This window comes from Propionimicrobium sp. PCR01-08-3 (assembly GCF_030286045.1).
GTDB lineage: Bacteria > Actinomycetota > Actinomycetes > Propionibacteriales > Propionibacteriaceae > Brooklawnia.
Genome location: NZ_CP127390.1, coordinates 870,329 through 894,870, shown reverse-complemented (window position 1 = coordinate 894,870; position 24,542 = coordinate 870,329). Strand labels below are relative to the sequence as shown.

The window sequence follows — 24,542 nt, the reverse complement described above, 5'->3', positions numbered from 1 at the left end:
TCACACTCATGCATATTGCATTCTTCAGCGACCAGCATCCCGCGACACTCGGCGGCCTTCAGGTCTCCGTCGGACTCCAACGCGAGTTCCTCGAAGCGGCCGGCCACACCGTCACGATCTGCTCCCCGGACTCGAAGCGGAGACCATCGCCCGAGTATGCGCGCGAAAGCGACGTCAGCCTCAAGGCGACACAGGTGGGCGAGCACTCCTTCCGGCTCGCCGGCCGGCTCGCGGATCGGGCTGTGGACGCCGGGTTCATGCGCCGGGAGGCCGTCGACATCGTCCATATTCAGGCGGACGTGTGGGGAGCATGGAACGGCTACCGTTTCGCCCGCCGGCACGGGCTCCCGGTCGTGCACACGATGCACACCAACATCGAGATCGGCCTTCCCGCGGTCGTCCCCTTGCCTCGCGCGGCCTTCCGGTTGATGTATGCCGCACAGCAGCGATACATGCACACCTCCGTGCACAGCATGGCCGGCTATGTTCAGGCATTCGCCGAGGCCGCCGATACGCTCATCGTGCCCAGTTCGCATTTTGCCGAAAGGCTCCGGCGCTACGGGGTCGACCGTGAGCTACACGTGATTCCGACCGGGGTGGATGACCAGCTCGTCGACGCCACCTTGGCGCGGCCGCGAGTGCCGAGGAATCGTCCGCGCTTTTTGTGGGCCGGCCGAATCAGCGAGGAGAAACGCCTGGACGATGTGATCCGCGCGTTCGCCGCGTCCGGAATCGACGCCGACCTGCAGGTCTACGGATCGGGACCGGAGCTGAATCACTGCAAAACGCTGAGCGAGCATCTGGGCGTCGCGCACTTGGTGACGTTTCGCGGTGCCGTATCCCACGACGCGATCCTTGGGGCAATGAGGCAGGCAGACATGGTGATTCAAAGCTCACTCGGTTACGAGACCCAGGGCCTCACGGTGTATGAGGCGGTGTCGGTCGGCACGCCGGTGCTGGTCCGCGACCCTGATATTGCCGACGATCTGCCGCGGGCCTGGTGCCATCAGGTGGACGACGCCTCGGTCGAGGCACTCACGACGGCAATTCGGCGAGTTCCCCAGGTATTCAGGGCACAGACCCTGACCAGTCGTAGGCCACCCGAGACCCGCTTTCGTCAGAGCAGGCTCACCGCTCAGATCATCGACGTCTACGAAACCACGCTCGCCCGGCATGGGCGCTGGTTGGCCCATGACGATCGGAGGCTTCGTGTTGCCTGACAGTATCGTCACGGCTCGCCGATCACCCGACGCGACCGAATTCGTCGCCACCATCGATGGACGCCGCACTTCCGTCTTCTGCTACGGGGACGATTCGGCGCCGACGATCCTCGCGATCCACGGATTCCGCGGCACCCATTTCGGGCTCGAGCCGTTGGCCGCCAAGCTGGCGGCGCGGGGATATCGCGTGCTCGTCCCGGACCTGCCGGGTTGCGGAACATCGGAGCCGCTCGCGACACCTCACGATGTCGCGGGTTTCGGGCGCTGGCTCTGCGAACTGTCTGCGTCGCTCGGGTCTCCCGGGATTTTGCTCGGGCACTCGTTCGGATCGGTCGTCGTGAGCGCCGCCATTGCCCGGGGCATCGCTCACTCGGGTTCGGTGCTGGTGAACCCCATCGCCGCTCCCCCGTTGGACAATCCTCACCGGCTCGCGCTCGCCGCGGTTCGCGCCTATTACGGACTCGCAGACCGGCTCACCCCGGCCCTGTCCGCGGCGCTGCTCGGCAGCCGGAGCATTGCGGCCATCAACGGCCGGGCCATGGTCACCACCCGCGACCGCGAGCTGAAACGGTGGATCATCGGCGAGCACATCCGGCGTGCCCGCTGCTTCAGCGACCCGGCGGCGGTGCTCGAGACGTACCGGGCATCCGTGCAGAGCACGGTTCCCGATTTCGCGCAGAGCTACCGGGAGCCGGTTCTCGTCGTCGGCGGAGCGCTCGATCTGCTCAGCACGGTCGAGATGCAACGGTGCTTGGCCGATCAGCTGCCGAGAAGCAGTTTCTGGTTGATCACCGGTGTCGGGCACCTGATTCCCTATGAGGCGTGCGCGGCTGCCGCACAGCATTTTCAGCACTGGCAGCAGGCCACAATCTCGGCCGGCGCCCGTGATCGAGTCAGGTGATCGGTGCCCGGCCAGGCCCCAGCGCCGCGAAGGGATCGGTCACCTGGAACTTGTCGGCGGTGAATCGCCAGGTGCTCGGTGGACGCCCACCCCGCGCGCCCGATTCGGCATGCGTGCCGACCCGCTCGATCTGCCCGCGCCGACGCAGCACCCGGGACAGATTGGTGACATCGACGTCGTGGCCGAGCGCCGCCTCATAGATACCGCGCAGAGTCGCCATGGTGAACTCGGCAGGGGCCAGGGCAAATGCGATGTTCGTGTACGAGAACTTGCCGCGCAGCCGATCCAAGGCGCTCTCGACGACCCGGTGATGATCGAAGGCCATCTCGGGGAGGTCGGCTACGTCGATCCAGACCGCCTCCGGCACCAGCGGCTGTTCGTTGTCGCAGGGCACCAGGCCCAGGTAGGCGGTGGCGATCGTCCGCTCGAAAGGATCACGCTCCGGATCCGAGTAAGTGGCCAGCTGCTCGCGGTGTGCGAGCTCCGCCAGCCCGAGTTGGCCGGCCAGGTGCCGGCTCATCGCGTCTTCCATCGACTCGTCCACTTCGACCGGACCGCTGGGCAACGCAGGCTTGCCCGCAAAGGGCTCATGCTCACGGCTTCTGGCCAGCACCTGGAGTTTCGTGGTCGGCCCAGGATCGGCTCGAAGGACGACGGCGAGCACTTCGTGGCGGTACTTCGCCACACCGGCCTGATCTCGGAAAGGTGCCCTCTTCACGGAACGTATGTTACCGATCCAGCGTTCTCGGTTTATCGTCCGAAAGCCCACATTCCTTGAATCGGATAGTGAACCCGCTCGCGGTGTCGTTGTGAGAAAGATCCAGATGGAGGCGACACAGCACCGCAGCGATACAGCACAAACCGAGAGCCTGGCTATACGAGATCGACGAGGCGCCCGAGGGCAACGCGGCATTCACAAGTCGGTGAGCAAAAGGCTGGTTGACGAGAAGGCCGCATACCCTGGGAGGCATGTGCGGCCGATTCGCGTTGGATGCCAAGACCGATGACCTGGTTCGGGGCCTCTTCATACAGGAGCCTGCGCCCGAGGACTGGTGGCAGCAATGGCGAGGGTCCTACTCGATCGCACCCACCGACTCCGCGCCCATCGTCCGTGATCGCAGCGACGGCAGGACCCTCGAGCTCGTGCGGTGGGAGTGGCCGAAGCCTGCGTCCAGGCCGCGTGGCGCGCCGATCATCAACGCCCGGATGGAGAAGCTGGTTTCCGGGTTCTGGACGCCGGCGTTCACGGCGGCCCGCTGCGTCGTCCCGATGCGGGGGTATTACGAATGGACGGGCGAGAAGAACTTCAAGATTCCGCACTTCCTGCATGGGGACGACAAGATTCTCGCCGCCGCCGGGCTCACCTGGTCGATGGACCTCAAGGGCGAGCGCACCCGATGCTTCGTCGTCATCACCCGGCAGGCGCATGATGCACTCGGCGAGGTACACGACCGGATGCCTGCCTTCCTGACACCCGATGCCATGGACGCCTGGCTCGACCCGATCAAGCTCGACCAGCACGGACGACTCGAACTCCTCGGAACACTGGACGATTCATCGTCCACGATGGCGTCGACCATCAGACACCACATCGTCGACCGCCGGGTGAACAGCGTCCGCACGGTCGACCCGAATGACCCGACCCTCATCGAGCCCGCGGCGTAGGCGGTCCAATCAGTCAAAGCAGAAAAGACTCTCAAACCTCGGATCCGCCGATGTGCAAGCGCTAGATTCCGATCGAATAAAAGGTTCATGTGGTGTGCGCCACGGTAAAATATGTAGCTCGCTCCGGTCCACGTCCATACTGGCGAAGGAGCGTTGGTCACGCCGATGCAAGCTCGCGCACGATCGTCCCTTGCCGCCCCAGGTGAACCTCGATCACCCCAGCGCGTGCTAGACGCTCAAGCGTCTCCCAAGACGGGGTGACGTCACCTCGCTCCAACCTCGCGACCTGCGGCTGCTTCCATCCCATTTCGGCGGCGAAGGCCGTTTGCGTCAGGCCACACTCGGATCGGTACCGGACTACAGCGACACTCACTGCGCCTGCCAGCGCCAGCCTGTCCGCCTCCACGGCGTAGGCCCTATCCTTGGCAACACGCCCCTCTCGAACATCCTCATGCCTTCTCAGGTCTGACACTTTCATCAGTCACTCCTCCACCTCATCCAACCGTCGTTCCGCCAATCCACAAGCCTTCCTGAAACCCTTCACATCCGACTCAACTTCGGGCGCAAAGGCGCCGATAACCAGGACATTACCGATCTGTCGATACAAGGCTCGAGTGACGCTCCTGCCACCACGAGGCCTGAGTTCTCGAAGCCTCCGCGCGCCTCTCACCGCACTGCTGTGCGGATACGGGAGCTGCGGACCGGCGTTTGCCAGCTTGGCGATCGCATTGTCCACCGCGACTGCTTCTCGCGCATCCAGAGCTGAGTACTCTGTCTCAGCCTCCGGGTGCACCAGGACACCCCCACATGACGTGATTATAACAGGTGTGTTATCTGCAGGTCGAGAATTCCATCTCAGGTCTCGCGAGGACTCGTGTCGGCACGGCTCGACAGTGGTCGTCAGTGAAGGAGGGGCCACCGGCGCGCGGTGGCTGACGCCGACGGCAAGGCCGACGCGCAGTCGCAGACAAGCGCATTACTCTGATGCCGTAATCGTCATTTAACCAAGCGGCAATCGCCGCACACGAATCCTTTCGCTGTTCAGCGACACTATGGCTCCGGATCTCAGGTGATCGGAGATAGCTCCCAGATTCGCGGCCAAAACCTCGGCTATATCTGCCGCAGCGACCGCATTCGGAAGCCGCAGCAGAATCAACGAAGGCCGTGAAGTGTTCTGCCAGACAAGAAGATTAGTGAAGTCGGAGTCCTGGGAGACAACCACTAGTTCCTCACGACGCGCATATCCAAGAATCTCTTCGTCGGAAGCATCACGGAGACCCACATCCCGCACGTGCAATGACTGGATCCCAAAGCCGGCCAGATAGTCACAAATGCTCGGCGAGAGATTCTGATCGAGTAAAAGTTTCATGCGGTGTGGGCCAACGGCAAATATGTCTCCGCATCGAGTACGGCCGCTGCATATTCAAGCGAAGCGCGAATGTCTTCCGCCTCGAGGTCGGGATGCTCAGCGAGAATCTGCTCGGCCGGCATCCCTTGTGCAACCATTCGCACGATCGTCCGCACCGGGAATCGCATACCACGTATGGCCGGTTGGCCTCCCATGACGGCTGGGTCAATGGTGATTCTTTCGAACATACGACCTCCGGGACGGTAGCTGATGGCAGTCTCGCGTGTGGCAGGACTGGGATCTCTGCGTCACGCGCTGCCCGACTTTGCGCTTTGCGCAATTCTATGTGAACACCGAAGACCAGGACGCGTCGCGGATCCGGGCTAAGGTCGAGCTATGGGAGACGCCGATTCGGCTTCTGTTAGAGGCAACCTTGCGGACGCCGCATGAGGCATACAACGGTCGTGGTGATCGGGGCCGGGCAGGCGGGTCTTTCGGCCGGTTATCACCTGGAACGGCGCGGGTTCGGGTCCGCAGATGATGATTCAGCGGACCGCACCTTCGTGATATTGGACCAGAATCCTGCTCCCGGTGGCGCATGGCAGCATCGCTGGAAGTCACTGCGGATGGCGACGGTCAACGGCATCTTCGGCTTGCCGGGCTTCCCGACGCCTGAAATCGATCCCGATCAACCCAGCAAGGACGCGATACCCGCCTACTTCGCCGACTTCGAGCGGCGCAACCGGCTGCCGATCCTGCGCCCGGTGAGAGTCACATCTGTTACCCGCGCGGACGATGATCCCCGCGGCAAACTGATCGTCGAAACCGATCGAGGGCCTTGGCGCACCCGCGCATTCATCAACGCGACCGGCACGTGGAACAACCCTGTGTTACCCCACTACCCCGGCCAAAACACCTTCACAGGACGTCAGCTACATACCCGCGAGTACGTGTCTCTCGAGGAATTCGCGGGCCAGCGGGTGGCGATCGTCGGCGGCGGAATCTCGGCTATTCAGCAACTCGAGGAAATCTCGCGAGTGGCCACCACATTCTGGTTTACCCGCGAGGAACCGGTTTTTCGAGAGGGCCCGTTTCGTCCCGAAATCGAAGGACGCGAAGTCATCGCCAAGGCAACCAAGGCCGTCGAAGCCGGCGAACCGCCGGGCAGCATCGTGGCAAACACGGGATTGATGTGGTCGCCCTATGCGATCGCCGCTCAAGATCGCGGAGCGCTCGTCCGGCATCCGATGTTCGCCGCTATCGAGGCTGGCGGCGTACGCGAGGCGGATGGCTCATTCACACCGGTTGACGTCATCTTGTGGGCAACGGGATTCCGGCCCGATATCAGTCACCTTGATTCGCTGGGATTGAAGAACGAACGTGGCGGGATCCAGATGAAAGGCACCCAGGTCGCTGGGGAACCTCGCGTCCATCTGATCGGATACGGCCCCTCGCAATCAACCGTCGGGGCCAACCGGGCCGGACGCGATGCAGTCCGGACGCTCGTCCGCTACCTGGAGGCCTGAGCACAGGAGCCGGCGTGTCCTCGCGCGATACGCAAAGTATGAGCCGGGTTTCCAGATCGACGGCTGAGCACCTATCCGCACGGCGACTGGTCGGGCGCCCCCTCGGGGAATCGTCCATAGGTGACGATGTGACTGATGCTGAGCGCCTAGCCACACGGGGTTGAATCGAGTCGGACACTGACACATCGACGCAGTGTCCTTCGGTGGAACAACCCAATAGGGTCCGGCACCATCACGATGCCGGACCCCTTGTTCATGGCCTGAATCGACTACCTCGCGCCGGGGCCGCCAGCCATTCCGCCTCCCATGCCACCGCCCATCATCTGGTTGGTGAGCTCGCTCACCTGCTCTCCGTTGACGGTGACGGTTCCACCGTTGAGCGCGCCGGTGCCGTCGTAATCGAACGGCGACTGTGCGGTGATGTCGATGGTGCCGTCGTTGATCGTCAGGTCGCCGTTGCTGTCGATGGCGTCGGTGTCACCTTCACCCATCACGATGGTGAGGCTGCCGCCGTTGATGGTGACACTCAGTCCGCTCGTGATGATTGCCGAGGTCGAGGCGTTGATGCCGTCATCGGAGGCATTGAGGGTAATCGTGCCATCGTCGATAACGATGACCGGAGCCTCGATGCCCTCAACTGACTGGGTGATGTTGAGGGTGCCGCCGCCGATTGTGATCTGCTGCTCGGCTTTCACCGCGTCATCCCCGGTCGAGATGGTGATGTCGCCGCCGGTGATTGTGAGTTGTCCCATGCCCTGGTCGGTGTCGTTGCTGGATTTCATTCCGTCACCGGTCGCATCGATGGCTATGGTGCCACCGTTGATGGTCAGCGAGTCCGTGCCGCGGATTCCGTCGTCCACGCTGGTGACATTGATCGTGCCGGAGTCGATCGTCAGGTTGTCCTTGCCGACGATGCCATCCGCGAAATTCGCAGTGACGTTCAAGGTACCCGTTCCGCTGATAAACAGATCGTCGGACGAGTAGATGGCGCCGTCGATCTCTTCATCGCTGCGGGTCGCGGCGTCCGAGATCGTATTCGTGGTGCCATCGGCCAGTTCGATGGCGGTCAACTCGGCCTGATCGACCTGAATGGCGGCGCCGACGCTCGAATTGATCGTGGCATTCGACAAGATGATTCGCACGTCGCCGTCGGCGTTCACCGTCACCTGGCCCGTGGACGAGCCACTCAGCACATAGGTTCCCGTCTCTGTGATGGCCAGACCTTCATCGGTGAGCGTCACTTCGGTGGTCGGCAGCGCGCTCCAGTCCACGTCCGTGCTGTCCGTGGCGGCCGAGGTGGTCGTCGGTTCGGACGATGCATTGCTGGTGGTGGTTTCCGCCGTGGAGCCGGCTGCGGGACTCGCCGTGGACGAGGCGCTCTCGTCCGAGCCCACGGCTGTGCCGCAGCCCGTGAGCATCAGGATCGAGGCAATTAGTCCTGCGGCGATCTTGGTCGAGCGTCTCATCTGTGATCCTCCCATGGGCGTCCGCATGAGAGATAATCAACCGACTGACGCTGTGTGAACTCTGTGTGCCTGGTGTGCTCTTTGCATGAGACTGCGGCGCTTCAGTCATCTAGACGCAGGATCTCTCGTGGTGCTCTTCCTTGCATGCTCGAACTACCCACCGAATTCCGGGACGCTGCCACCGCGCGGGATCACGACACGTGCCGCGCATTGCGGGCGTTAGGCACAAAACCGCTGAAGCCACTGAAGAACGTAGTAATTTTGCTTGGGCAGCTCAGTTGCTGTCCTGCCGGAATACGGTGTCGACAGCGACCGCAGCGGCGATCACCAACGACCGCAACGAGCCTTCCAGTGGCCGGTGAATCTGCACGACGTAGTTGTCGGCCTTCGTGAACATTTCCTTGGCGAAACCGGCCCAGGTCCTGGTAATCCGGGCGATCTCAACGCCATCCGCATCCTGAATCCGGAAGTCCCACTCCTCGGTGTCTTCAAGTTGGATTGATCCCAAAATCTCATCGTTCGCCATCAGGCTGAACCGGACATAGCCAAGCTGCCCGATTTTCCTCTCCAGATTCACCGGGGAGAACCGGTCCATTAGACCCACTGCTCCCCGCACGATCCCACCGAGCATAGGCGTGTTCTCCTGCACAATCTCCCCGATCCGGGAGCCATCACCAGCCGAGACACTGAAGCTGGATTTGACGCTCTTCGCGGGGCGCACAAGCCTAAAGACCACCCGGTCGCCATGATCCAGAATCTCTAGCTTGCGAGCGCGGTTCCGCTCCGGTGTCACAGCCAGCGCCTTCCGCATGAGGTTTTCGCCGACTTGTCTGACCGCGCCGATCTGTAGGCCGTACTGGTCAAAGATCGAGTACTCCGCTTTGGCCTCGAACAGTTTGGGCTTTTGGTTGACCACCAGAATCGGCTCGGTGAACAGCGGACCCACGGGCGCCGAAATCTGTTGAGACTGTAGGCCGAGTGAAGCCACCTGCTCTTGCACCTTCAAGTTCATCGGCGCACCGGGAACAGGCGGGTCGGCGGCTCGCCGTCCCTGAGACATGACGTGCTCGGTCCATCTGTGCCCGTCCCACCACCGGAGCTCAAACCGGCGGAAAGGATCGGGATGCCACTGGCCCGCTGTCTGGCCTAACGGCACAAGCGTCGACGCTGTCCGATCTCGGTCGGATTGCCCTGACCGAGGGTCGTCGCGATTGAAGGTGGGCTCATAACCAAACCGATCCTGCGGGCCGGCAATTCCGCTCCCTCCGCGCATCGGCGCCGATCCGGGCTGGGTCCACTCCGGCCGTCCTGGTACAGCAGTTCCCGCAGTCATTTGTTCAGTCCAGCGGCTGCCGTCCCAGTACCGTTGAGTTCCATCCTTTTGCGGGTACCAACCTGCGGGCGCCGGTCCGGCCATGTGTACCTCTTTTGAGTCTGATATGAGTGCCGGATGCGTTCGACCACGCGTACCGGACGAGTAGTGCGGCTGATGGAATGCTAGCCGGATTCGTGTCCCTCTAGGCGGAGGGGCCAACGATGGATCTGGCGCCCGACGCCTGGGCGGTCGATTGGAGGCGAGCAATACACCCCGACCTGCGTCGGGTAGTAGCGCCTATCACACGCAACGAACGCGACCGGGCGAGATCAACAACGAGCATCGGCCGAGGCGTCTACTGGCTCGACCCCATGCACTTCACCACTGAACGGCGTCGTGATGACGGCATCCTCGAACGCGACTTCACAATCGCCGATGTGTCGACAGGTTCCTCGCTGCGGACTGGTGGCCCGTCCATTTCACCGTGAGCAGATCGTCATCTCTATGAGTCTGCAGGTCGCAGTCCAGTAAGGAGAGAACGATGTCAACCATTACCGCTCTTGAGAGCATCACCCTGGATGGCGTAATGCAAGCACCCGGTCGAGCCGACGAGGACACTCGACACGGATTCACCCAGGACGGCTGGAGCGCTGGCTGCGCTGAAGGCCCTTGATGGGTGTCGTCGTTCTTCGTAGCCACTATCGGGACTTGTATTCCCAGGCGTCGGTGAGCAGGTCGCGAACGAGTGCGGTGTCGGCATGAGAGAGGTCGACCTCGACGCAGGCCAGGCGTTTGCCCCAGAAGAACTCCGTGCAGACGTCACAGTGCTGGGCGGCGGCGGTGCGGATGCCGGGTTCGTCGAGCATGGCCCGTAACCGGTTCGGGGAAGGCAGGGTGGCGAAGATGCGGCCACCCACCCGAAAGGACGGGAAACCATGGTGATCCTGCTCGGTGGCACCCGGTAGCTCCAACGCCAATCCGCGGGCGGTGTCAGCGGAGACCATCAATCAGCCAGGGGGCTTTGGAAGTACCACGGATAACCTTCGGAGTCGCGGGCACCGTACTCGCGGACCCCGTAGACTGGCTGATCGGCGCCTCGACAATCTCGGCGCCCTGCTCGACGGCCTGGGTGTGATGAGCATCGACGGCGATCACGGCCATGCTGCTGACCACGCCCAGCTGGCGAGGCGATCCCGGTCAACTCGGCAAGCTGACCCACCCGCCATTCTCGGGTGTCACCTTCATCGCTGCCCGGCTCTGACTGCTGCATGTCCTCAACTCTAAAAGCGGACGTCACGTCCGTTTCAAGCCCACACCATCAAGATTCTTCGCGCTGGATCGCCCCGGTTCTGGTGGGGGTCTGATTCCCCGAGAGGATGATGGTCATGTCAACACCGAGGAAGTATCCGCAGGAGTTGCGCAAGCGGGCCATGCGGCTCGTGCAGGAGGCGCGGAAGGAGGACCCGGGTCTGTCGCCCAACGAAGCTATGACGCGGATCGGTCAGCGCATAGGTGTGAACGCCGATACCTTGCTGCGGACAGCACCACGAGTACGTACTATGGTACACACATCACTGATGAAGGGAAGAGAATGGACACCTCAGTGCAGGACCGGGCTGCCGCTCGCACCCAGAAGCTGCCGGGCGCGGAACTGACGCATCCCTTCGGGGAGGACTGGGAGGTATGGAAGGTCTGCGGCAAGGTGTTCATGTTGCAGACCCAGATCACCGGTGAGCCACTGGTGATCCTCAAGTCCACTCCCACGGATGCTCGGGTCTTGGAGCAGGCGCACGAGTCGATCACCCCCGGCTACCACATGAACAAGAAGCACTGGATCACTCTGACCCCCGGTGGCGACATCGACCCACGCTTCGTCGACGACCTCGTCACCGAGTCCTACCTCCTCGTTGTGGAGAACCTGCCCAAGAGCGAGAGGCCGGTCGACCCGGACACATTCGGCCAGCCCACGAACGGTAAGGCGAAGTGAGCACCTTGAGCGGGCAGCAGCTTCAACGCATCGCACGGCAGACTGCTGATTCTTTGCCCGAGGTGACATCCGGCTATCCCTTCACACCGCACTTGGCGGTGTACAAGGTCGCCGGGCATGTGTTTCTGATCGTCACAGAAGATCCTGACGAGCAGATCATCACGATCAAGACAGAGCCCGAGCATGCGGCCGCGCTGATCCGAGAACATGCATCGATCGAGCCTGGGCGCTATCTCGACAAACACCACTGGACGTCCATCGGAGCGGGAACCGGTATCACCGCGCCGCTGATCGACGATCTCGTGCGAGGGTCCTACGAGCTCGTCGTCGAGCAGATGAGCCGGTCCGACATCGACCGCATCCACAGGAAACTGGACGAGAAGTAGCGGCCCTTCTGGGCAAAGACCGAAAACCCAGAATGGTTGAAGGAAAGCTAGAGGAGGAAACTCATGAACTCAGGCGAAGCGTCATTGTTCGAGGTCGATGATGCCTCGCGTCCGCTCGCTGACCGCCTTCGTCCCCGCACGCTCGCGGAGGTCGTAGGGCAAGATCACCTGCTCGGCCCGGACGCACCCCTGGGCCGGATGGTGGCCCGGGGAGCCCTGGTTTCGAGCATCCTCTGGGGGCCTCCCGGCTGCGGGAAGACAACGATTGCCCGTCTCCTCGCGGATGCGACCGGGCTTGCCTTCGAACCGCTCTCCGCGACGTTCGCCGGGGTCGCCGACCTGCGAAAGGTGTTCACTAACGCGCAGAAGCGGCGTGAGGTCGGCCAGGGCACACTGCTGTTCGTGGACGAGGTGCACCGATTCAACCGGGCCCAGCAAGACTCCTTCCTCCCCTACGTGGAGGACGGCACGATCATCCTGATCGGCGCCACCACGGAGAACCCGAGCTTTGAACTCAACGGGGCGTTGCTGTCGCGCTGCCAAGTATTTGTGCTCAAACGCCTCGACGAGGACGCGCTCCTCACGCTCATCGACCGTGCCGAAACCCTCACAGGCCATACCTTGCCTCTGGACGCGGACGCCCGGCAGGCGCTCGTCGCGCTCGCCGACGGAGACGGCCGATACCTGCTGAATCTCGCCGAACAACTCCTCGCACTGCCCGTCGGAACCCAGCTGGACACGGCAGGGCTAGCAAAAGTAGTACAAAAGCGTGCGCCGTTATATGACAAGACGCAGGAGTCGCACTACAACCTCATCTCCGCTCTCCATAAGGCGATGCGTGGCTCCGACCCGGACGCGGCCCTGTACTGGCTGGCGAGGATGCTCGACGGCGGCGAAGATCCCCTCTACATCGCCCGCCGGCTGGTCCGGTTCGCAAACGAGGACATCGCCATGGCCGACCCGCAGGCCATCCACCAAGCCCTCGCCGCGTGGGACGTTTACGAGCGTCTCGGCTCCCCCGAAGGCGAACTCGCGATCGCTCAGGCGGTGGTCTACCTCGCCACCGCTCCGAAGTCGATCGCGGTATATCGTGGCCTGAACCGGGCCATGCGGGAAGCGAAGAACACCGGATCGCTGATGCCACCCGCACACATCCTCAACGCTCCCACCAGGCTGATGAAACAACTCGGCTACGGCAAGGGCTACGAGTACGACCCCGACACCCAAACCGGATTCTCCGGCGCGAACTACTTCCCCGATGGAGTGGAACGCACAGAGTTCTATGAACCGACCAGCAACGGGTACGAACGTGCCATCAGCGAACGCCTTGCCCACTGGCAAACCCTCCGCACACAACGAGCGCGACACTACGACCAGGCGCGCGGTACAACCCCGGCACCCCGAGGTGGGGACGGAGACGCAAAGTGACCCGCAAAGGCATCGCCAATGATCCCGAGCGCAAGGCTCGAATCACCCAAGCCGCGCTGGACCTCATCGCCGAGGGTGGAATCAAGGCAGCCACCCACAGAAAGATCGCTGCCGCCGCGGAGGTTCCACTCGGGTCAGTGACGTACCACTACACCTCGATGGACCATATTCTTGTCGAAGCGTTCACGTTGTTCGGCAATCAGCTCGATCCACGGTACGGAATTGCAGTCACATCAGCCCCCACACAAATGGATGCGAGGGACGTCCTCGTCGATGCCATCTGCGGGGAGCGTCGCGCCACACAGCGCGAACTTCGCCTGTTCCGTGAGATGTATGCCTACGGGTCGACCAGTCCTCGGGTACAGGACCTCGTGCGATCCTTTGAAGCGCGTTCGATCTCCGCCCTCAGCGTCCACTTCGCCGAGCCAGCAGCGCGCGCAATCGACGCCCTCGTCGAAGGATGGTGGATCTACCAATCATGGACGCCCGGCGGCCTTGACCCGCAGATGGTGCGCGACGCCATCGACGCGCTCGCGGACAAGTTCTCGATTAACGCGCCAACCGCACAGAACGCGGCGAACTAGCGCAAAACCGTGTCTCAGACTGAAACCACGTCGCACCTCTCCTAAACGCGGCGGCATCTTGGCGAAGTCTGCTGTAAGCGCAGCACCCATCCGGTTGATCGCCAAGACCTCCATGCGGGGGTCCCTGCAGAATCGCAGGGACTGGTTCCATGACACGCACAAGTTCAGCGACTGCTGGGCGGGCGCTTAACCGGGACCGCCCCGGCTGCTTGGTGCTTGGCGTGTTGTGAAGACGGACAAGGGGTTCCGCGCTCACCAGTCGGCGTAGGTAGTCGTATTCCGTATCGTCTAGATTGAGTGCCTTTGCGACGGCGTTGAGCACTTGGTCAGAGACGTTGCCGACGCAGCCTTGCTCAAGCCGCATGTAGTAATCGACGCTGACGCCAGCGAGCACCGCGACCTCTTCCCGGCGCAGGCCGGGTCGACGACGCGGAACCGCGGAGGCAGGCAAACCAACCTCCCACGGATCTATCGAGCGTCGCCTAGAAGTAAGAAAATCTCGCAGGTTACCGAGATCGGACATGCCACCCATTGTGCCGCACACCGTGGGCTGGTGGCGCCCCCAACCTAGCCCTCGGAGTCCTAGGTGGCCTGAGGCCAACCATATCCTTCCCCTCGCGACCTCGGCGATGTCTACGCCCGATGCGAACCCGATGAACGCCGTATCCTCAACCAAGCCCTCTTCGAACGCATCGAGATCGGCGACGAAGACCACGTTGACTACGTCCCCACAGATGCCGTCAGCGTGACGATTGCCCAGGCCAGGGCCATGCAGCCGCCCGATCTGGGCACAAAAACGAACTTGCCCCGTCCTTACACCTTGCACTCTCATCCCATCGGGCGATCCGGCGTCGTCGCAGGTCAGTAACCATTTCTCAGGAGCCCACCGAGCCATTGCCTACTCCGGTGCCGAGATTGACTGCCGCGATGCTGGACGAGGCAGAGCGCAGGTACGGCAACGGTGAGACACTGCGGGAGATCGCCTGTGACCTAGGCGTGAGTAGGCCGCGCCTTGCTGGGCGTCTGCGCGAGCGTGGGGTCACAATTCGTCGTCAGGCCCCATCGCCGCGGCAGGTGCTTGAGATGGCCCGCCGATACAAGCAAGGCGACTCGCTAGTCCAGGTCGGCGCGCGACTCGGGTTCAATGCGAGCACGGTGCGCACACACCTGCATCGCGCCGGGGTCTCCACGCGGGACACGCACGGGCGTTCCAAGCGATAGGGAAAAACCAGACCGCCCTACATCTGTCACGAAGTTTTCGAGTTCGTCGTATTAACCAGCAGCAAACACAATTTGCACCTACGCCAGTTTCTGCAATAAATACCCGTCGATAACATGAAGGGAATGCTCAACGTCTTCCAGCATCGAACTTAGTGTTTCAAGCGGCTCCGAAGTTGCAAAAATAATTTGCCGACTGGCACCCTCGCCGGACGCACGTCGCAGTAATGCTTTGAACGATAAATCTTTTGCGCTCTGTTGCTTTGGTTCATCGAATACAACGAGTCCCGGATGATTTGTGTCGAATTGTTCCCCGACCTCAAGCAAGCCGAGAAGATAAGCCCAGATCACGCGTACCGAATCCGATGCAGAAATATCCGCCTGAAGGTCGAAGTCATCTCGACGCGGCAGGTAATCATCATCACCTATCTGAACCATCTCATTACTAAAAGACCCAAAATCGTAAGCTCGCAACTGCTCAATAAACGAACGCTGTAGAGCCCGCAGCTTCTTCCGATCTAAGTCAGAGAGTTCATCCTTCGGCAACTCTTTCAGAGCCAACTTAACTGATGCAGCTTGCGCGGCGAGTCCTTCCAACTGAACCTGGAGTTCATCGAAGCGTTCAGCGACACTTTCGAGCTGCTGCAATCGGTCGCGAAGTTCAACGCGTTCGACCACGTCCTCGGCTGACAGGTTCCCAGGAGTCCCAGTGAGATCGTCCCGGAGAGCCTGTACCTGTAAGCTCAACGCGTCGCTTCGCTGTCGCAACGCGACCCATCGTTCACGTTTGGCAAGCGCCGCCTGTTCCGCGTCAGTCCGCATAGCGGTGAATAGATCAATCTGCTTCTTGATGTATTCGACACTTTCAGACGCGGTCATTGTCGGTACCTCGGTAGGTAGTAGAGAGGCCGGCAGGTGTTGGTGACACACAGGACAGTCGCTCGCCAACCGCTCTGTCACTGTTGACCCCAACGACTGCAGAATGACAATGTCCTGGTGCTGACGTAGGTCCTCGGTGAGCGATTCAATACGCTGAACGATCGACTGCACTTCGGTCTCGTCGCGAATAAGCTCCTCACGCAAAGCCAGATCCATCGCACGTACTCTCCGAGCCTCGTCGAGAGACTCAATAATCCGGGCCGACACGAACTCGTCACCATCTATACCCTCTGCCTCAGACGAATCGAGTCTCGCAAGTTCTGCAGTAGCGTTAGTGATGTACGTATCGAGTGATTGCCAAGCATCATTTCCAAGAGACACCGATACATCTGCGGGCCGTTTATCGTCGGGCCAGACGGTTTGCACCCGCTCTGGAAGCCCCGTGGCTTTAAGACCGCTTCCGCTCAGTGACTGTCCAAACGCAGACACCGCGACATGCCATTTGTTTCCCAGGTCGACTTCCTCCGCTCGCAGACGCTGGCGGGCCAGCTCGTGCTGGCCGACTTCTAGAGCAAGGAGGAATTCGACAGCACGCTTGCGCACCTCCGTAACACCGCTGAAAGCGGGCATCTGCGCTTGGATACCACCCCATCCTCGTCGTTGTTCAACGAACAACAACGGGAAGACTTGTTCCATGTAAAGCTGTGCTGTCCGACCCTCCCGTGCTGGCAGCTCGGGCATTGACCAGCCAATGAATGCAGCCAACCAAACATGGAAGCCTCTATCGTGAGAAGCTCCACCAGCTCGACCAACGTAGTAGTCATCAGCAGGCGTGTCAGAGCTAATATCGCCAAGTGCAGCATGCTGTACTCTTACAAGATTTGCCCCTACACTGTCGTCTACTACCCAGCGTGTAACAGTCGCGATTTCGCCGTCGAGACCCTCAATTTCTAGGGCTACATGAGAGGAGAGCACCGACGTTTCAGCTTTGGTCAAAGGATCATATATAAGGCGATCGCGCATTGCAGATGTGAGCGCACTGGTCGGCCGGGTAGTTATCATCCGTTCTAGGCCAAGGCAAAACAAAATACTTTGCACTGCGGTGGATTTGCCTCGTGAGTTCTCGGCACGCACGACCATTAGTCCATTACTAAACGGAATATCAGCACCGTAGAGACCTTGGCCGGTATGGACTCTCAGACGAAGGTGGCGAATTTTTAGAGTCATCGGGACCGCCATTCAAGTAGCCGCTCTATATCCTTGTTTGAGACTTTGCCGTTGACAACTGCCAACGCATCCACTTCACGTTCCAGCACGCCTGCTTCTCGAACTTCAAAGAGTGCCGCTCGTCCCGTTTCCGTCAGCTCAAACGGCCCAGAGTCAACACGCGAGAGTAAACCCAGCCCGACGGCAAGGTCGAGTGCACGATCGAGTGCTGGTTCAAAACGAACAAGCGGCATATCTAGAAGCCCGGTACCCACCTTGACGTTGGCTAACATTTCGATGCGCTTTGGGGATTGAAGAGCCCAGCTGAGGACGTGCATCGCTTTCAGCGTTGCCTTTCCTGCCCGACTCTTATCCACTATCAAGAGGCAGACCGCGATGCGACGTTCAGGACGAAAGTCTGGGGATATGGGGTCCGGGCGGGACGTGAAGTTCATGGGAGCATCGAGCCAGTCCAAAACCGCCTCGTCATCGGCAAACAGTTGTGAATTCTCAGTCACGGTGCCGCCTGAAACTCAAGGGGGCATCGCATCAACCATTCTCCAGCCTGACCGCGAGAGAGACGGTCCGCGTCTCCAGGCTTCAAACCTGCGACACAGGTTTGAAGTTGTTTGGAATAATCTTCCACAACCTGCATGACCCTGGCATGGGGCAGAGTAACCGCGAATCCGTTCTCGAATTCCAGAGATTCCTGCCTTAATCTCCTCTGAGCCTCTATCGCTTCTCGCGTCTGCGGTAGCGATCTCAATACTTCCATCATTTCTTCTTTAATAAGGAACCATCGAGTTAATGCATTGCGCATGACGTCGACGTTTGCGGCTGGATTGTAGCCCTGCAAAGTTTTCAGCTTCCTCGATAGTGTCGCCGTGAGATCTGGCTCACTCCCAACAAATATTTCGACTTGATCATCTGATACCGAGGGCTCCGGAAGGAGAACCTGAGCCGCAGCGTCACTCAACGCCGCTTGGTATTCTCCTTGATAATCCTTCGGTGTCTTAAGCGCTATAGAAAAGTTCGCCGAGATAAACGGTAGGCACCAGGACCGGATCTCCTGAGCGCGCTGGTTCGCGTATGCGACCAACTCAGTAGAATGATACTGGGGAACGATTAGGAAGTAGTGCTCGACAATAACGCCCGCGAGTAGTTTGAGGAGCTCGTCCTTGTTCTTCTTTAACTTAAGCGTGTCGCGATTAAGCTTGGTTCTCTGCTTGTCCGTGCGCGCTCTTAAGTTGAGCGAATCTTTGTCGGCATAACACTGATATACGATACCGTCAGTCGAGAAACCTTCGAGCCCCTTGTCGCCCCCTATATCAGCCGGAAAGTACCGCAACTTCTCTGGTGGGTACCGCCTCTGAAGCAGGCTCCAGACAAAAGCTTCAAAGTCGTCCCCGGAAGGCAGCGCGGGGATACCCAACAGCGGGTCGGACAAGGTCATGCCTCCACATCTCAGTCGACGCACGTGTCTGAGCCGTGGGCACCTGGGCTGCCCTTTGCAGTGGTTGACTCGTGCCACACAGTCAGCCGCTACAGGCTACTCCATCGCCAGCGCGGTAGGCGTCGGAAGGTCATTCCAGTGATCATCGGTCCGATGCCGTCTGCGTGCAGGGAGCGCGCTGCTTCCTCGCCCTGCGTCGAGCACCGCATCAGCAATCAAGGGCGTTCCAGTCATAGCTGCAGCATGCTGCAGCCCTGCTGCCATCCTGATCAGGAGCAGTGCCAGTCACCGAACGAAGCGATCGCGCCTACTCTCCGCTGGTCGGCACGACGTCGATCAGACCACTCATGACTGGACTTCTGCTGTGAGCAGGTCAGTTTTGGCGTGTGCTGCTGTGGTGGTGCTCCATTGTCGAGCTTCCTGGTGGCGGGCTCGGGCGAGCCAGATGAGGCTGGCGGGGCCGAGGGCGAGCATCTTGAAGGCATCCCAGATGCAGACAGCAGCGAGGACGTAGAGCCAGCCGGACCAGCCTTGGTCGATCAGTCCGGTGCAGGTGGCGGCGATCAGGAGGTATGGGACGGCGAGGAGCATCGCGAGGAGTCCGTACTTCATGCCGCGGCGGGTGCGGACCTTGCGGACGATGACGTTGCTGGGGCCGAAGCGTTGCAGGGCTCCGTGGCCTGCGGTGCTGATGGCGAGTCCGATGCGGAACATGGCGGTGTCCTCCTGTCGTTCTCGGCGGGCAGAGCACCTGTGGAGGACGTCCCAGGAGTCTCGTCCTGGTCGGTCGTGTCGTCGCGTCCGGCGACGGCGAAACGTTGAGAACCGCCTACTTCTACGGTAGCCCTTCTCCCGTCCTGGCGGAAGGGGCGTTCTCTGCATCTATATCGCGTACCTGCCTGGTATCGAGTTCGACAGGATGCGGGAGGTTGTCATGTCTGGTTTCGCAGATCAAGTACGCGGTGAGCGGGAGGCGCGGGTACTGCTGTCACTGCTGGCTCCCCCGGATGACCGGTTCACTGGGAGCATGCTCGCGCGGCTCGGTGGCGTGCAGACGATCGCCCTGCTGGACTCGGATGACCCGCATGATGCCGTGGATACGGCTCGGTTGGGTGTGTGGCGGGCCAGTCTGCGCCGTACCGCCGAGCACATGGATGTGTCGCGCGAGGTCGGGGCCCGTCTGGATGGGAAGTACACGACCCTGATCCCGGGCGATCAGGACTGGCCGACGGTGATGGACGATCTCGGGCCTCGCGCCCCCTACATTCTGTGGACGGAAGGTGCCGCCCGGTTGCTGAACTTCAGGCTCGACGACAAAGCGACCATCACCGGCGCCCGGGCTGCCAGTTCCTACGGGGTGAACGTAGCCCGGGAGCTGACAGACGAGCTTGCGCAAAATGGGCGCATCGTGATCGCAGGTGGCGCGTATGGGATCGAGGCTGAGGTGCACAGGCAGGCGCTCGCCCGGGACGGAGCAACGGTCGCAGTGCTGGCCGGCGGGATCGACCGGAACTATCCGCAGGGCAATGCCGACCTGCTCGACCGGGTGCGCCACGAAGGGGTCGTGGTTTCTGAGCAACCTCCGGGTGCCGTGCCGACGCGGGGAAGGTTCCTGGCCCGCAACCGTCTTCTCGCCGCTCTCTCCTCGGCCAGTGTTGTGGTCGAGCTGTCGGGGCAGTACCTGGACCGATCACGAGCGTGACGAGCACGGGCACGAACCTTCTGATCCAGGGTGGACAGGCACGGATGGTCACGAGCGCTCGCGATGTCGAAGCACTCATGGACCTCGTTGCCGACGCCCCTTCACCCTCGCCTGCACGATCGTTTCTCGGACCGGGGTGCGGCACGCTCGCAAACGCCAGGCCGTCAACCCGGCCGCGGCCTGTAGACCCCCGGCCGTCCTTTGTCATAGCCCAGGCCCGCGCCGCTGCGTTGTCCGGTTCCGTGGCTCCTGCTGACGGCGCTCGGGCCTGGTGAGGTGTTGCGCCTGTCGCAGTGCAGCGACAGCGCGGGTGGCGTCGATCTTCTGAACGTCATTGGATGGCTCCGGGCCCAGCGGCGCATCGGAGTCTATGCGATACCGGCCCCGGTACGCCATTGAGCCGCCTGCTTCTCCTCGGCAGGTTGGCTCCCCAGGTGCGCCGCACCACGGTTGCCGGTCAGTGAGCGCGGTGTCGAGCACGGCGGTGGTGCGCTGCTCAATGACTTCTTCCCGCTCGTCCAATGCCTGGCGCATGTCCTCCTGCATGGGGCCGGCGGCGTACGGGACAAGCCCCGCGATCAGCCGTGCTGGTCTCCGGGTGCGTCCCGATCCTGCGGGTCGGGTGGTGGCGCGTTCGACCCGGTGATGCAGGACGGAAGCAATGTCGTCGGCATCCGACAGATCACGAGCGGCGACCAGTCGCGGCAGCAGCGTGGCGTAGCGGTCGTGCTGCGCGGTCTGGGCGATGGATTCGTACTCGGCGGCGAGTTGGCCGATGTTGCCCCAGTATTCCTGCTCGGCGGTGGTGCTCTCGTGCGCGGACAGTTCCGCACCGACGTGGTGGAGGACACCATAGAGAACGGTGCGGGCGGTCGCGTCGGGGTTGTCGGAGGGGTGTGGGGCGACGTGGGCGTCGTCGGGATGCTTGGTGACGACATAGGCCATGTTGCTGTCTCTGCCGCGAGTCATCGCGACGTAGAAGTTCTCCCTCGTGGTCTGCTCGGTCACGAGCGTGTGCGCCGTATCGACGGTGATGCCCTGGGCTCGATGCCCGGTGATCGCATACCCCAGCTCGACCTGCTCGGCCACATACCCCGCTGGCAGCACGACCGCTGAGCCGCGCCCACCTGACTCGTCCGCGGGCTGAACAGTGAGCGTGCCGTCATCATGGACATCGAGGACGGTGTAACGGTCACCGTTACGCACCCACCCGCGACCATCACTGGTGCGCAGGTGCCGGTCGTTCCGACGCGTGATCACCACATCACCTGCCGCCACGCTCGTACCGTCGTGCAGGGCGGCCTCGGTGGCGCCGGTGATGGTGCCGTCGAGAATCAGATCCGCCCGCGCCCTCGCGTTCAACGCAGTGACCTGGTCACGGGACTCGGCGACCAGGATCGACGCGAGCCCGGCCTGGGAGTCGGTGCGCCAGGCGGTGTAGGCGGCATCGAGCATGACGTCGGCGTCCCCGTCGGTGATGCGGCCGTTCTCGGCGAGAGTGTCGATGGCGTCGGTGCGGCCGTGCCGCAGCTGCAATGACGTCGTCCGCTCCCAGTCGTGCGTGAACCGGTGGATGTCGACCAGCTCGGGGGCGTCGTCGCGGTCGTGGACGAGCATCCCGAACGCCCCGCCCGCGTCCACCGCCTGCAACTGCCCCCAGTCGCCCACCAGCAGCACCTTCGCTCCGGCATCCTCGGCAACAGCGGTGATCCGGTCGAGCGACGCAGTGCCGGCCAACGATGATTCGTCGATGATCACCAGCTGCCCACGTTGGAACCCGGCGCTGCCGGTCTGGTGAAGTTGCCACCACTTCGCCGTGTTGAACGTGGCGATGCCAAGGTCTTCCCCGAGCACCTGCGCGGCGGCCTCCGAAGGGGCCAACCCGACGACACTGCCGGGCTCGTGTTCGGTCTCCCACGCCCGTCGCAGCCCGGACATCGCCGTGGTCTTACCCGCACCGGCAGGGCCGACCAGCACATCCACCACCCGGCCGGACACGGCGATCCTTGTGAGGGCGTCGACCTGATCCTCGCCGAGCATGCGGCCTTTGGCATCCGGCTTTGCCGTGACCCGCTCCACCGTCGCGAGCCGGATCGTGGGCGCAGTGGTGGTGTGGGAGCGTTCCAGGAGGCGGTCTTCGGCGCGGAGGAGGTCTTCGGTGAAGAACACCGTCGATCCAGCGGGCCGGAACCGGGACGACCCATCCGCACGCTGGAACAGGACAGGGCTCGATGCGAGTTCGCCTGGCGTCAACCGCAAAGATGCGCGTTCGGCGGCGTCGGTGATGAGGGCGGTGACGGCTTCGCGGTCTTCCATCGACGCGAACCGGACACCCATGAGCTGCCGGGATGCCTCGGCATGCAGGTTCCACCGGCGCCACGTCGACCGCTTCTCACCCACCACCTCCACCACCGCCCGCCCCAGGTCGGTGACCGTGTCCAACGGGACGTCATCGGCACGGAGCAGTGTCGGGGCCTGATCGCGGCGGGTGTGGCGGATAGCCCACCCGGTCGCGTCCTCACCGAGCAGGCGGCCGGCGGTGTCACGCCACGTCTTCGTGAGGTCGGCCAGGGAGCGAACCTGCTTCTTCGGACGGGTTGACAGTGTCGCCTGCGCCCTGAGTTTCAGCACCGTCCGAGAGGACGGTTCCCGGCCGTGCTTGGTGCGGTAGCCGGCGATGAGGCGATCCTTCTCCGCCTCGATCTCCCGCGACCGAGACGAGAACGCACCGATCAGCTCCTCAGGCACCGGGGCCAGCTCCCACACCGGGTTCCGATCCCGACCTCGCTGCCGGGTCTCCCAGCCGAGGCCGAACAAGGCAGTGATCCGGTCGGCCAGGGCCGCGTTGTAGAACTCCGAGACCGCGACCGTCGCCGCGTGCATCGGACGGCCGGCAAGCGTCCGCCATTTTTCGTCTTGGACGGTGAAGACCTTGTTCGAGATGACCACATGTGTGTGCAGCTGCGGTCGCCAGCGCGGGAGTCGTAGTGATCGAACGCGGTCGCCATGACACCGGCGACATCGGCCTGCACGACCGCACCCTCCGGCCCCTCCGACCCCACCCGGGTGCTCGCCACCTCCCGCTCCATGAAATCCAGCACCTCGGCTACGGCGTCGTGGTGGGCGTCGGCGATCAACGCCTGCGTGCCGGCGTCGGCGACGCCCACAGCACCGACACCGACTTCGGTACCGAGAACGTGTAATCGAACCCCGCCACCGCACGCCGCGTCCCCTTCTGAGCTTCCTCTGCCTCGATCGCCTCGACCTGCGCGGCACGCTCCACCGGCCCCAGGGTCGGATCGAGGGCGGCGGTGCGTTTCTCGACCCGTTCCGCGACCGACGCGAACGTCCGGTACGCTCACCCAGCGGGTCGCCGGTGATCGGGTCGCGGCCCATCCCGACCAGCAACTGCAACTGCGTCTCCGACACCCGGCCACCCTGTTCAAGTTCCCCCTGCCCGAGCAGCTGAAGGCCGGAGCCGAGCCAGAAGCCGGGAGGTGTTCCCTCCTCCGAGTAGTACCTCGTCAACGGCGTCGACAGCGAACGGACGCCATCGCCGGCAGCGACGGTGCGCAGCAGATACTCATACCCGTCGCCCGCCGACATCACCCGCATCGAAACCGTCATGGTCAACACGTGGGCGACGCTGACACCATCTCGGGCGGTGCTTACGTCTCAACGGGGTCCTTCGTCACCGAGGGCATGGTCGTCGCGCCGTGCTCGATGCACACCCTGGCCGAGATCGCCACCGGGGTCTCGTCCTCGCTGGTGACCCGGGCGGCCGACGTCATCCTCAAGGAACGCCGCCCCCTGGTGCTGATGACCCGCGAGGCGCCACTGTCGCTGATCCACCTGCGCAACATGACGACGGTCACCGAGGCCGGAGCCACGGTGTTCCCACCGGCACCGGGCTTCTACTCGGGCCCGGCCACCATCGAGGACCTGGTGGATCACACGGTCGGCCGGGTGCTCGACCAGTTCGGCATCCACGCCGACGTGTACCCCCGCTGGACCGGTGGCACACGTCGGGTGCACCGGCAGCACCAGGGCGGCCAGGACGATGGGGGCCAGGATGGCTGAGCCCAGGATGGATAAACACTGCGTCGAGCCGCTTCCCGACGGTGACCTCCTACCTGACGAGCCATCACGTGATGCCACTGGCCACCGCGGCCAACGGCGAGCTGTGGACAGCCAACCTGTTCTACTGCTTCGACGAGGGCCGGATCCGGCTCCTCTTCTACACCAGCCCGGACACCCG

The 24,542-nt window shown here is 62.5% G+C and carries 22 protein-coding genes and 2 pseudogenes; 10 read left to right on the top strand and 14 right to left on the bottom strand.

Annotation, left to right across the window (positions count from 1 at the left end; genetic code table 11):
• Positions 1-8: 8 nt before the first annotated feature.
• Positions 9-1,220 carry a glycosyltransferase gene (locus QQ658_RS04205; RefSeq protein WP_286026417.1) on the top strand — a complete coding sequence of 404 codons (1,212 nt, stop codon included), beginning with the start codon at positions 9-11 and terminating at the stop codon, positions 1,218-1,220.
• Positions 1,210-2,121: an alpha/beta fold hydrolase gene (locus tag QQ658_RS04200; protein ID WP_286026416.1), complete on the top strand. Its 912-nt coding sequence runs from the start codon at positions 1,210-1,212 to the stop codon at positions 2,119-2,121. The genes QQ658_RS04205 and QQ658_RS04200 overlap by 11 nt, the downstream gene beginning before the upstream one ends.
• Here the strand turns inward: QQ658_RS04200 and QQ658_RS04195 are convergent.
• On the bottom strand, positions 2,114-2,839 hold the full coding sequence (locus QQ658_RS04195) for an NUDIX hydrolase (RefSeq protein WP_286026415.1): 726 nt from the start codon (positions 2,837-2,839) through the stop codon (positions 2,114-2,116). The two genes, QQ658_RS04200 and QQ658_RS04195, sit on opposite strands and share 8 nt — an antisense overlap.
• Positions 2,840-3,090: 251 nt before the next feature.
• Here QQ658_RS04195 and QQ658_RS04190 point away from each other — a divergent pair, with 251 nt between their 5' ends.
• Complete coding sequence (locus tag QQ658_RS04190; protein ID WP_286026414.1) at positions 3,091-3,786, top strand: SOS response-associated peptidase; 696 nt, start codon at positions 3,091-3,093, stop codon at positions 3,784-3,786.
• A 157-nt stretch (positions 3,787-3,943) separates the two neighbouring features.
• Here QQ658_RS04190 and QQ658_RS04185 read toward each other — a convergent pair whose 3' ends face one another.
• The 3 genes from QQ658_RS04185 to QQ658_RS04180 form a co-directional block, all read right to left on the bottom strand.
• A complete protein-coding gene (locus tag QQ658_RS04185) occupies positions 3,944-4,264 on the bottom strand; it encodes a helix-turn-helix domain-containing protein (protein WP_286026413.1) in 321 nt (106 codons plus the stop codon).
• 522 nt (positions 4,265-4,786) lie between these two features.
• A complete protein-coding gene (locus QQ658_RS15385; protein WP_353057945.1) occupies positions 4,787-5,155 on the bottom strand; it encodes a DUF5615 family PIN-like protein in 369 nt (122 codons plus the stop codon).
• Entirely contained in the window at positions 5,152-5,382 is a 231-nt protein-coding gene (locus QQ658_RS04180; RefSeq protein ID WP_286026412.1) for a DUF433 domain-containing protein, read from the bottom strand. The genes QQ658_RS15385 and QQ658_RS04180 overlap by 4 nt, the downstream gene beginning before the upstream one ends.
• Positions 5,383-5,580: 198 nt before the next feature.
• On the opposite strand from QQ658_RS04180, the gene QQ658_RS04175 reads away from it, so the two are divergent.
• The gene (locus tag QQ658_RS04175) at positions 5,581-6,660 is read left to right on the top strand and encodes an NAD(P)-binding domain-containing protein (RefSeq protein ID WP_286026411.1); all 1,080 of its coding nucleotides are present in this window, start codon (positions 5,581-5,583) and stop codon (positions 6,658-6,660) included.
• Positions 6,661-6,929: 269 nt separating this feature from the next.
• On the opposite strand, the gene QQ658_RS04170 is transcribed toward QQ658_RS04175, so the two are convergent.
• From QQ658_RS04170 to QQ658_RS04160, 3 genes are all read right to left on the bottom strand, one after another.
• Entirely contained in the window at positions 6,930-8,126 is a 1,197-nt protein-coding gene (locus QQ658_RS04170; protein WP_286026410.1) for a carbohydrate-binding domain-containing protein, read from the bottom strand.
• 274 nt (positions 8,127-8,400) lie between these two features.
• The gene (locus tag QQ658_RS15515) at positions 8,401-9,543 is read right to left on the bottom strand and encodes a phospholipid scramblase-related protein (protein WP_502928931.1); all 1,143 of its coding nucleotides are present in this window, start codon (positions 9,541-9,543) and stop codon (positions 8,401-8,403) included.
• Between the two features lie 596 nt (positions 9,544-10,139).
• Positions 10,140-10,445, bottom strand: coding sequence for an MmcQ/YjbR family DNA-binding protein (locus tag QQ658_RS04160; protein ID WP_286026408.1), 306 nt, complete (start codon positions 10,443-10,445; stop codon positions 10,140-10,142).
• A 587-nt stretch (positions 10,446-11,032) separates the two neighbouring features.
• On the opposite strand from QQ658_RS04160, the gene QQ658_RS04155 reads away from it, so the two are divergent.
• The 4 genes from QQ658_RS04155 (at position 11,033) to QQ658_RS04140 (ending at position 13,826) form a co-directional block, all read left to right on the top strand.
• Positions 11,033-11,428, top strand: coding sequence for an MmcQ/YjbR family DNA-binding protein (locus QQ658_RS04155; RefSeq protein WP_286026407.1), 396 nt, complete (start codon positions 11,033-11,035; stop codon positions 11,426-11,428).
• The gene (locus QQ658_RS04150; protein WP_286026406.1) at positions 11,425-11,814 is read left to right on the top strand and encodes an MmcQ/YjbR family DNA-binding protein; all 390 of its coding nucleotides are present in this window, start codon (positions 11,425-11,427) and stop codon (positions 11,812-11,814) included. Before QQ658_RS04155 ends, QQ658_RS04150 begins: the two co-directional genes overlap by 4 nt.
• 63 nt (positions 11,815-11,877) lie before the next feature.
• The gene (locus QQ658_RS04145; RefSeq protein WP_286026405.1) at positions 11,878-13,242 is read left to right on the top strand and encodes a replication-associated recombination protein A; all 1,365 of its coding nucleotides are present in this window, start codon (positions 11,878-11,880) and stop codon (positions 13,240-13,242) included.
• Positions 13,239-13,826, top strand: coding sequence for a TetR/AcrR family transcriptional regulator (locus tag QQ658_RS04140; protein WP_286026404.1), 588 nt, complete (start codon positions 13,239-13,241; stop codon positions 13,824-13,826). The genes QQ658_RS04145 and QQ658_RS04140 overlap by 4 nt, the downstream gene beginning before the upstream one ends.
• Here the strand turns inward: QQ658_RS04140 and QQ658_RS15375 are convergent.
• The 5 genes from QQ658_RS15375 to QQ658_RS04120 all read right to left on the bottom strand — a co-directional run bounded on the left by QQ658_RS15375 (position 13,792) and on the right by QQ658_RS04120 (position 19,296).
• Positions 13,792-14,349: a helix-turn-helix domain-containing protein gene (locus tag QQ658_RS15375; RefSeq protein WP_353057944.1), complete on the bottom strand. Its 558-nt coding sequence runs from the start codon at positions 14,347-14,349 to the stop codon at positions 13,792-13,794. The genes QQ658_RS04140 and QQ658_RS15375 overlap by 35 nt on opposite strands.
• Before the next feature lie 776 nt (positions 14,350-15,125).
• Positions 15,126-17,150: a hypothetical protein gene (locus QQ658_RS04135; protein ID WP_286026403.1), complete on the bottom strand. Its 2,025-nt coding sequence runs from the start codon at positions 17,148-17,150 to the stop codon at positions 15,126-15,128.
• Positions 17,147-17,647 carry a hypothetical protein gene (locus tag QQ658_RS04130; RefSeq protein ID WP_286026402.1) on the bottom strand — a complete coding sequence of 167 codons (501 nt, stop codon included), beginning with the start codon at positions 17,645-17,647 and terminating at the stop codon, positions 17,147-17,149. The genes QQ658_RS04135 and QQ658_RS04130 overlap by 4 nt, the downstream gene beginning before the upstream one ends.
• Positions 17,644-18,582 (bottom strand): hypothetical protein, encoded by a 939-nt coding sequence (locus QQ658_RS04125; RefSeq protein WP_286026401.1) that lies wholly within the window; start codon positions 18,580-18,582, stop codon positions 17,644-17,646. The genes QQ658_RS04130 and QQ658_RS04125 overlap by 4 nt, the downstream gene beginning before the upstream one ends.
• Positions 18,583-18,927: 345 nt before the next feature.
• On the bottom strand, positions 18,928-19,296 hold the full coding sequence (locus tag QQ658_RS04120; protein WP_286026400.1) for a sulfate permease: 369 nt from the start codon (positions 19,294-19,296) through the stop codon (positions 18,928-18,930).
• Positions 19,297-19,516: 220 nt separating this feature from the next.
• Here QQ658_RS04120 and QQ658_RS04115 point away from each other — a divergent pair, with 220 nt between their 5' ends.
• Positions 19,517-20,284 (top strand): DNA-processing protein DprA, encoded by a 768-nt coding sequence (locus QQ658_RS04115; protein WP_286026399.1) that lies wholly within the window; start codon positions 19,517-19,519, stop codon positions 20,282-20,284.
• A 204-nt stretch (positions 20,285-20,488) separates the two neighbouring features.
• On the opposite strand, the pseudogene mobF reads toward QQ658_RS04115, so the two are convergent.
• Positions 20,489-23,501: pseudogene (gene mobF, locus QQ658_RS15370) on the bottom strand (MobF family relaxase).
• A gap of 188 nt (positions 23,502-23,689) precedes the next feature.
• Positions 23,690-23,890: pseudogene (locus tag QQ658_RS15355) on the bottom strand (relaxase domain-containing protein); the annotation flags it as partial.
• A 30-nt stretch (positions 23,891-23,920) separates the two neighbouring features.
• Between QQ658_RS15355 and QQ658_RS04100 the strand changes: the two are divergent.
• On the top strand, positions 23,921-24,364 hold the full coding sequence (locus tag QQ658_RS04100) for a UbiX family flavin prenyltransferase (protein WP_286026398.1): 444 nt from the start codon (positions 23,921-23,923) through the stop codon (positions 24,362-24,364).
• Positions 24,365-24,542 lie beyond the last annotated feature (178 nt).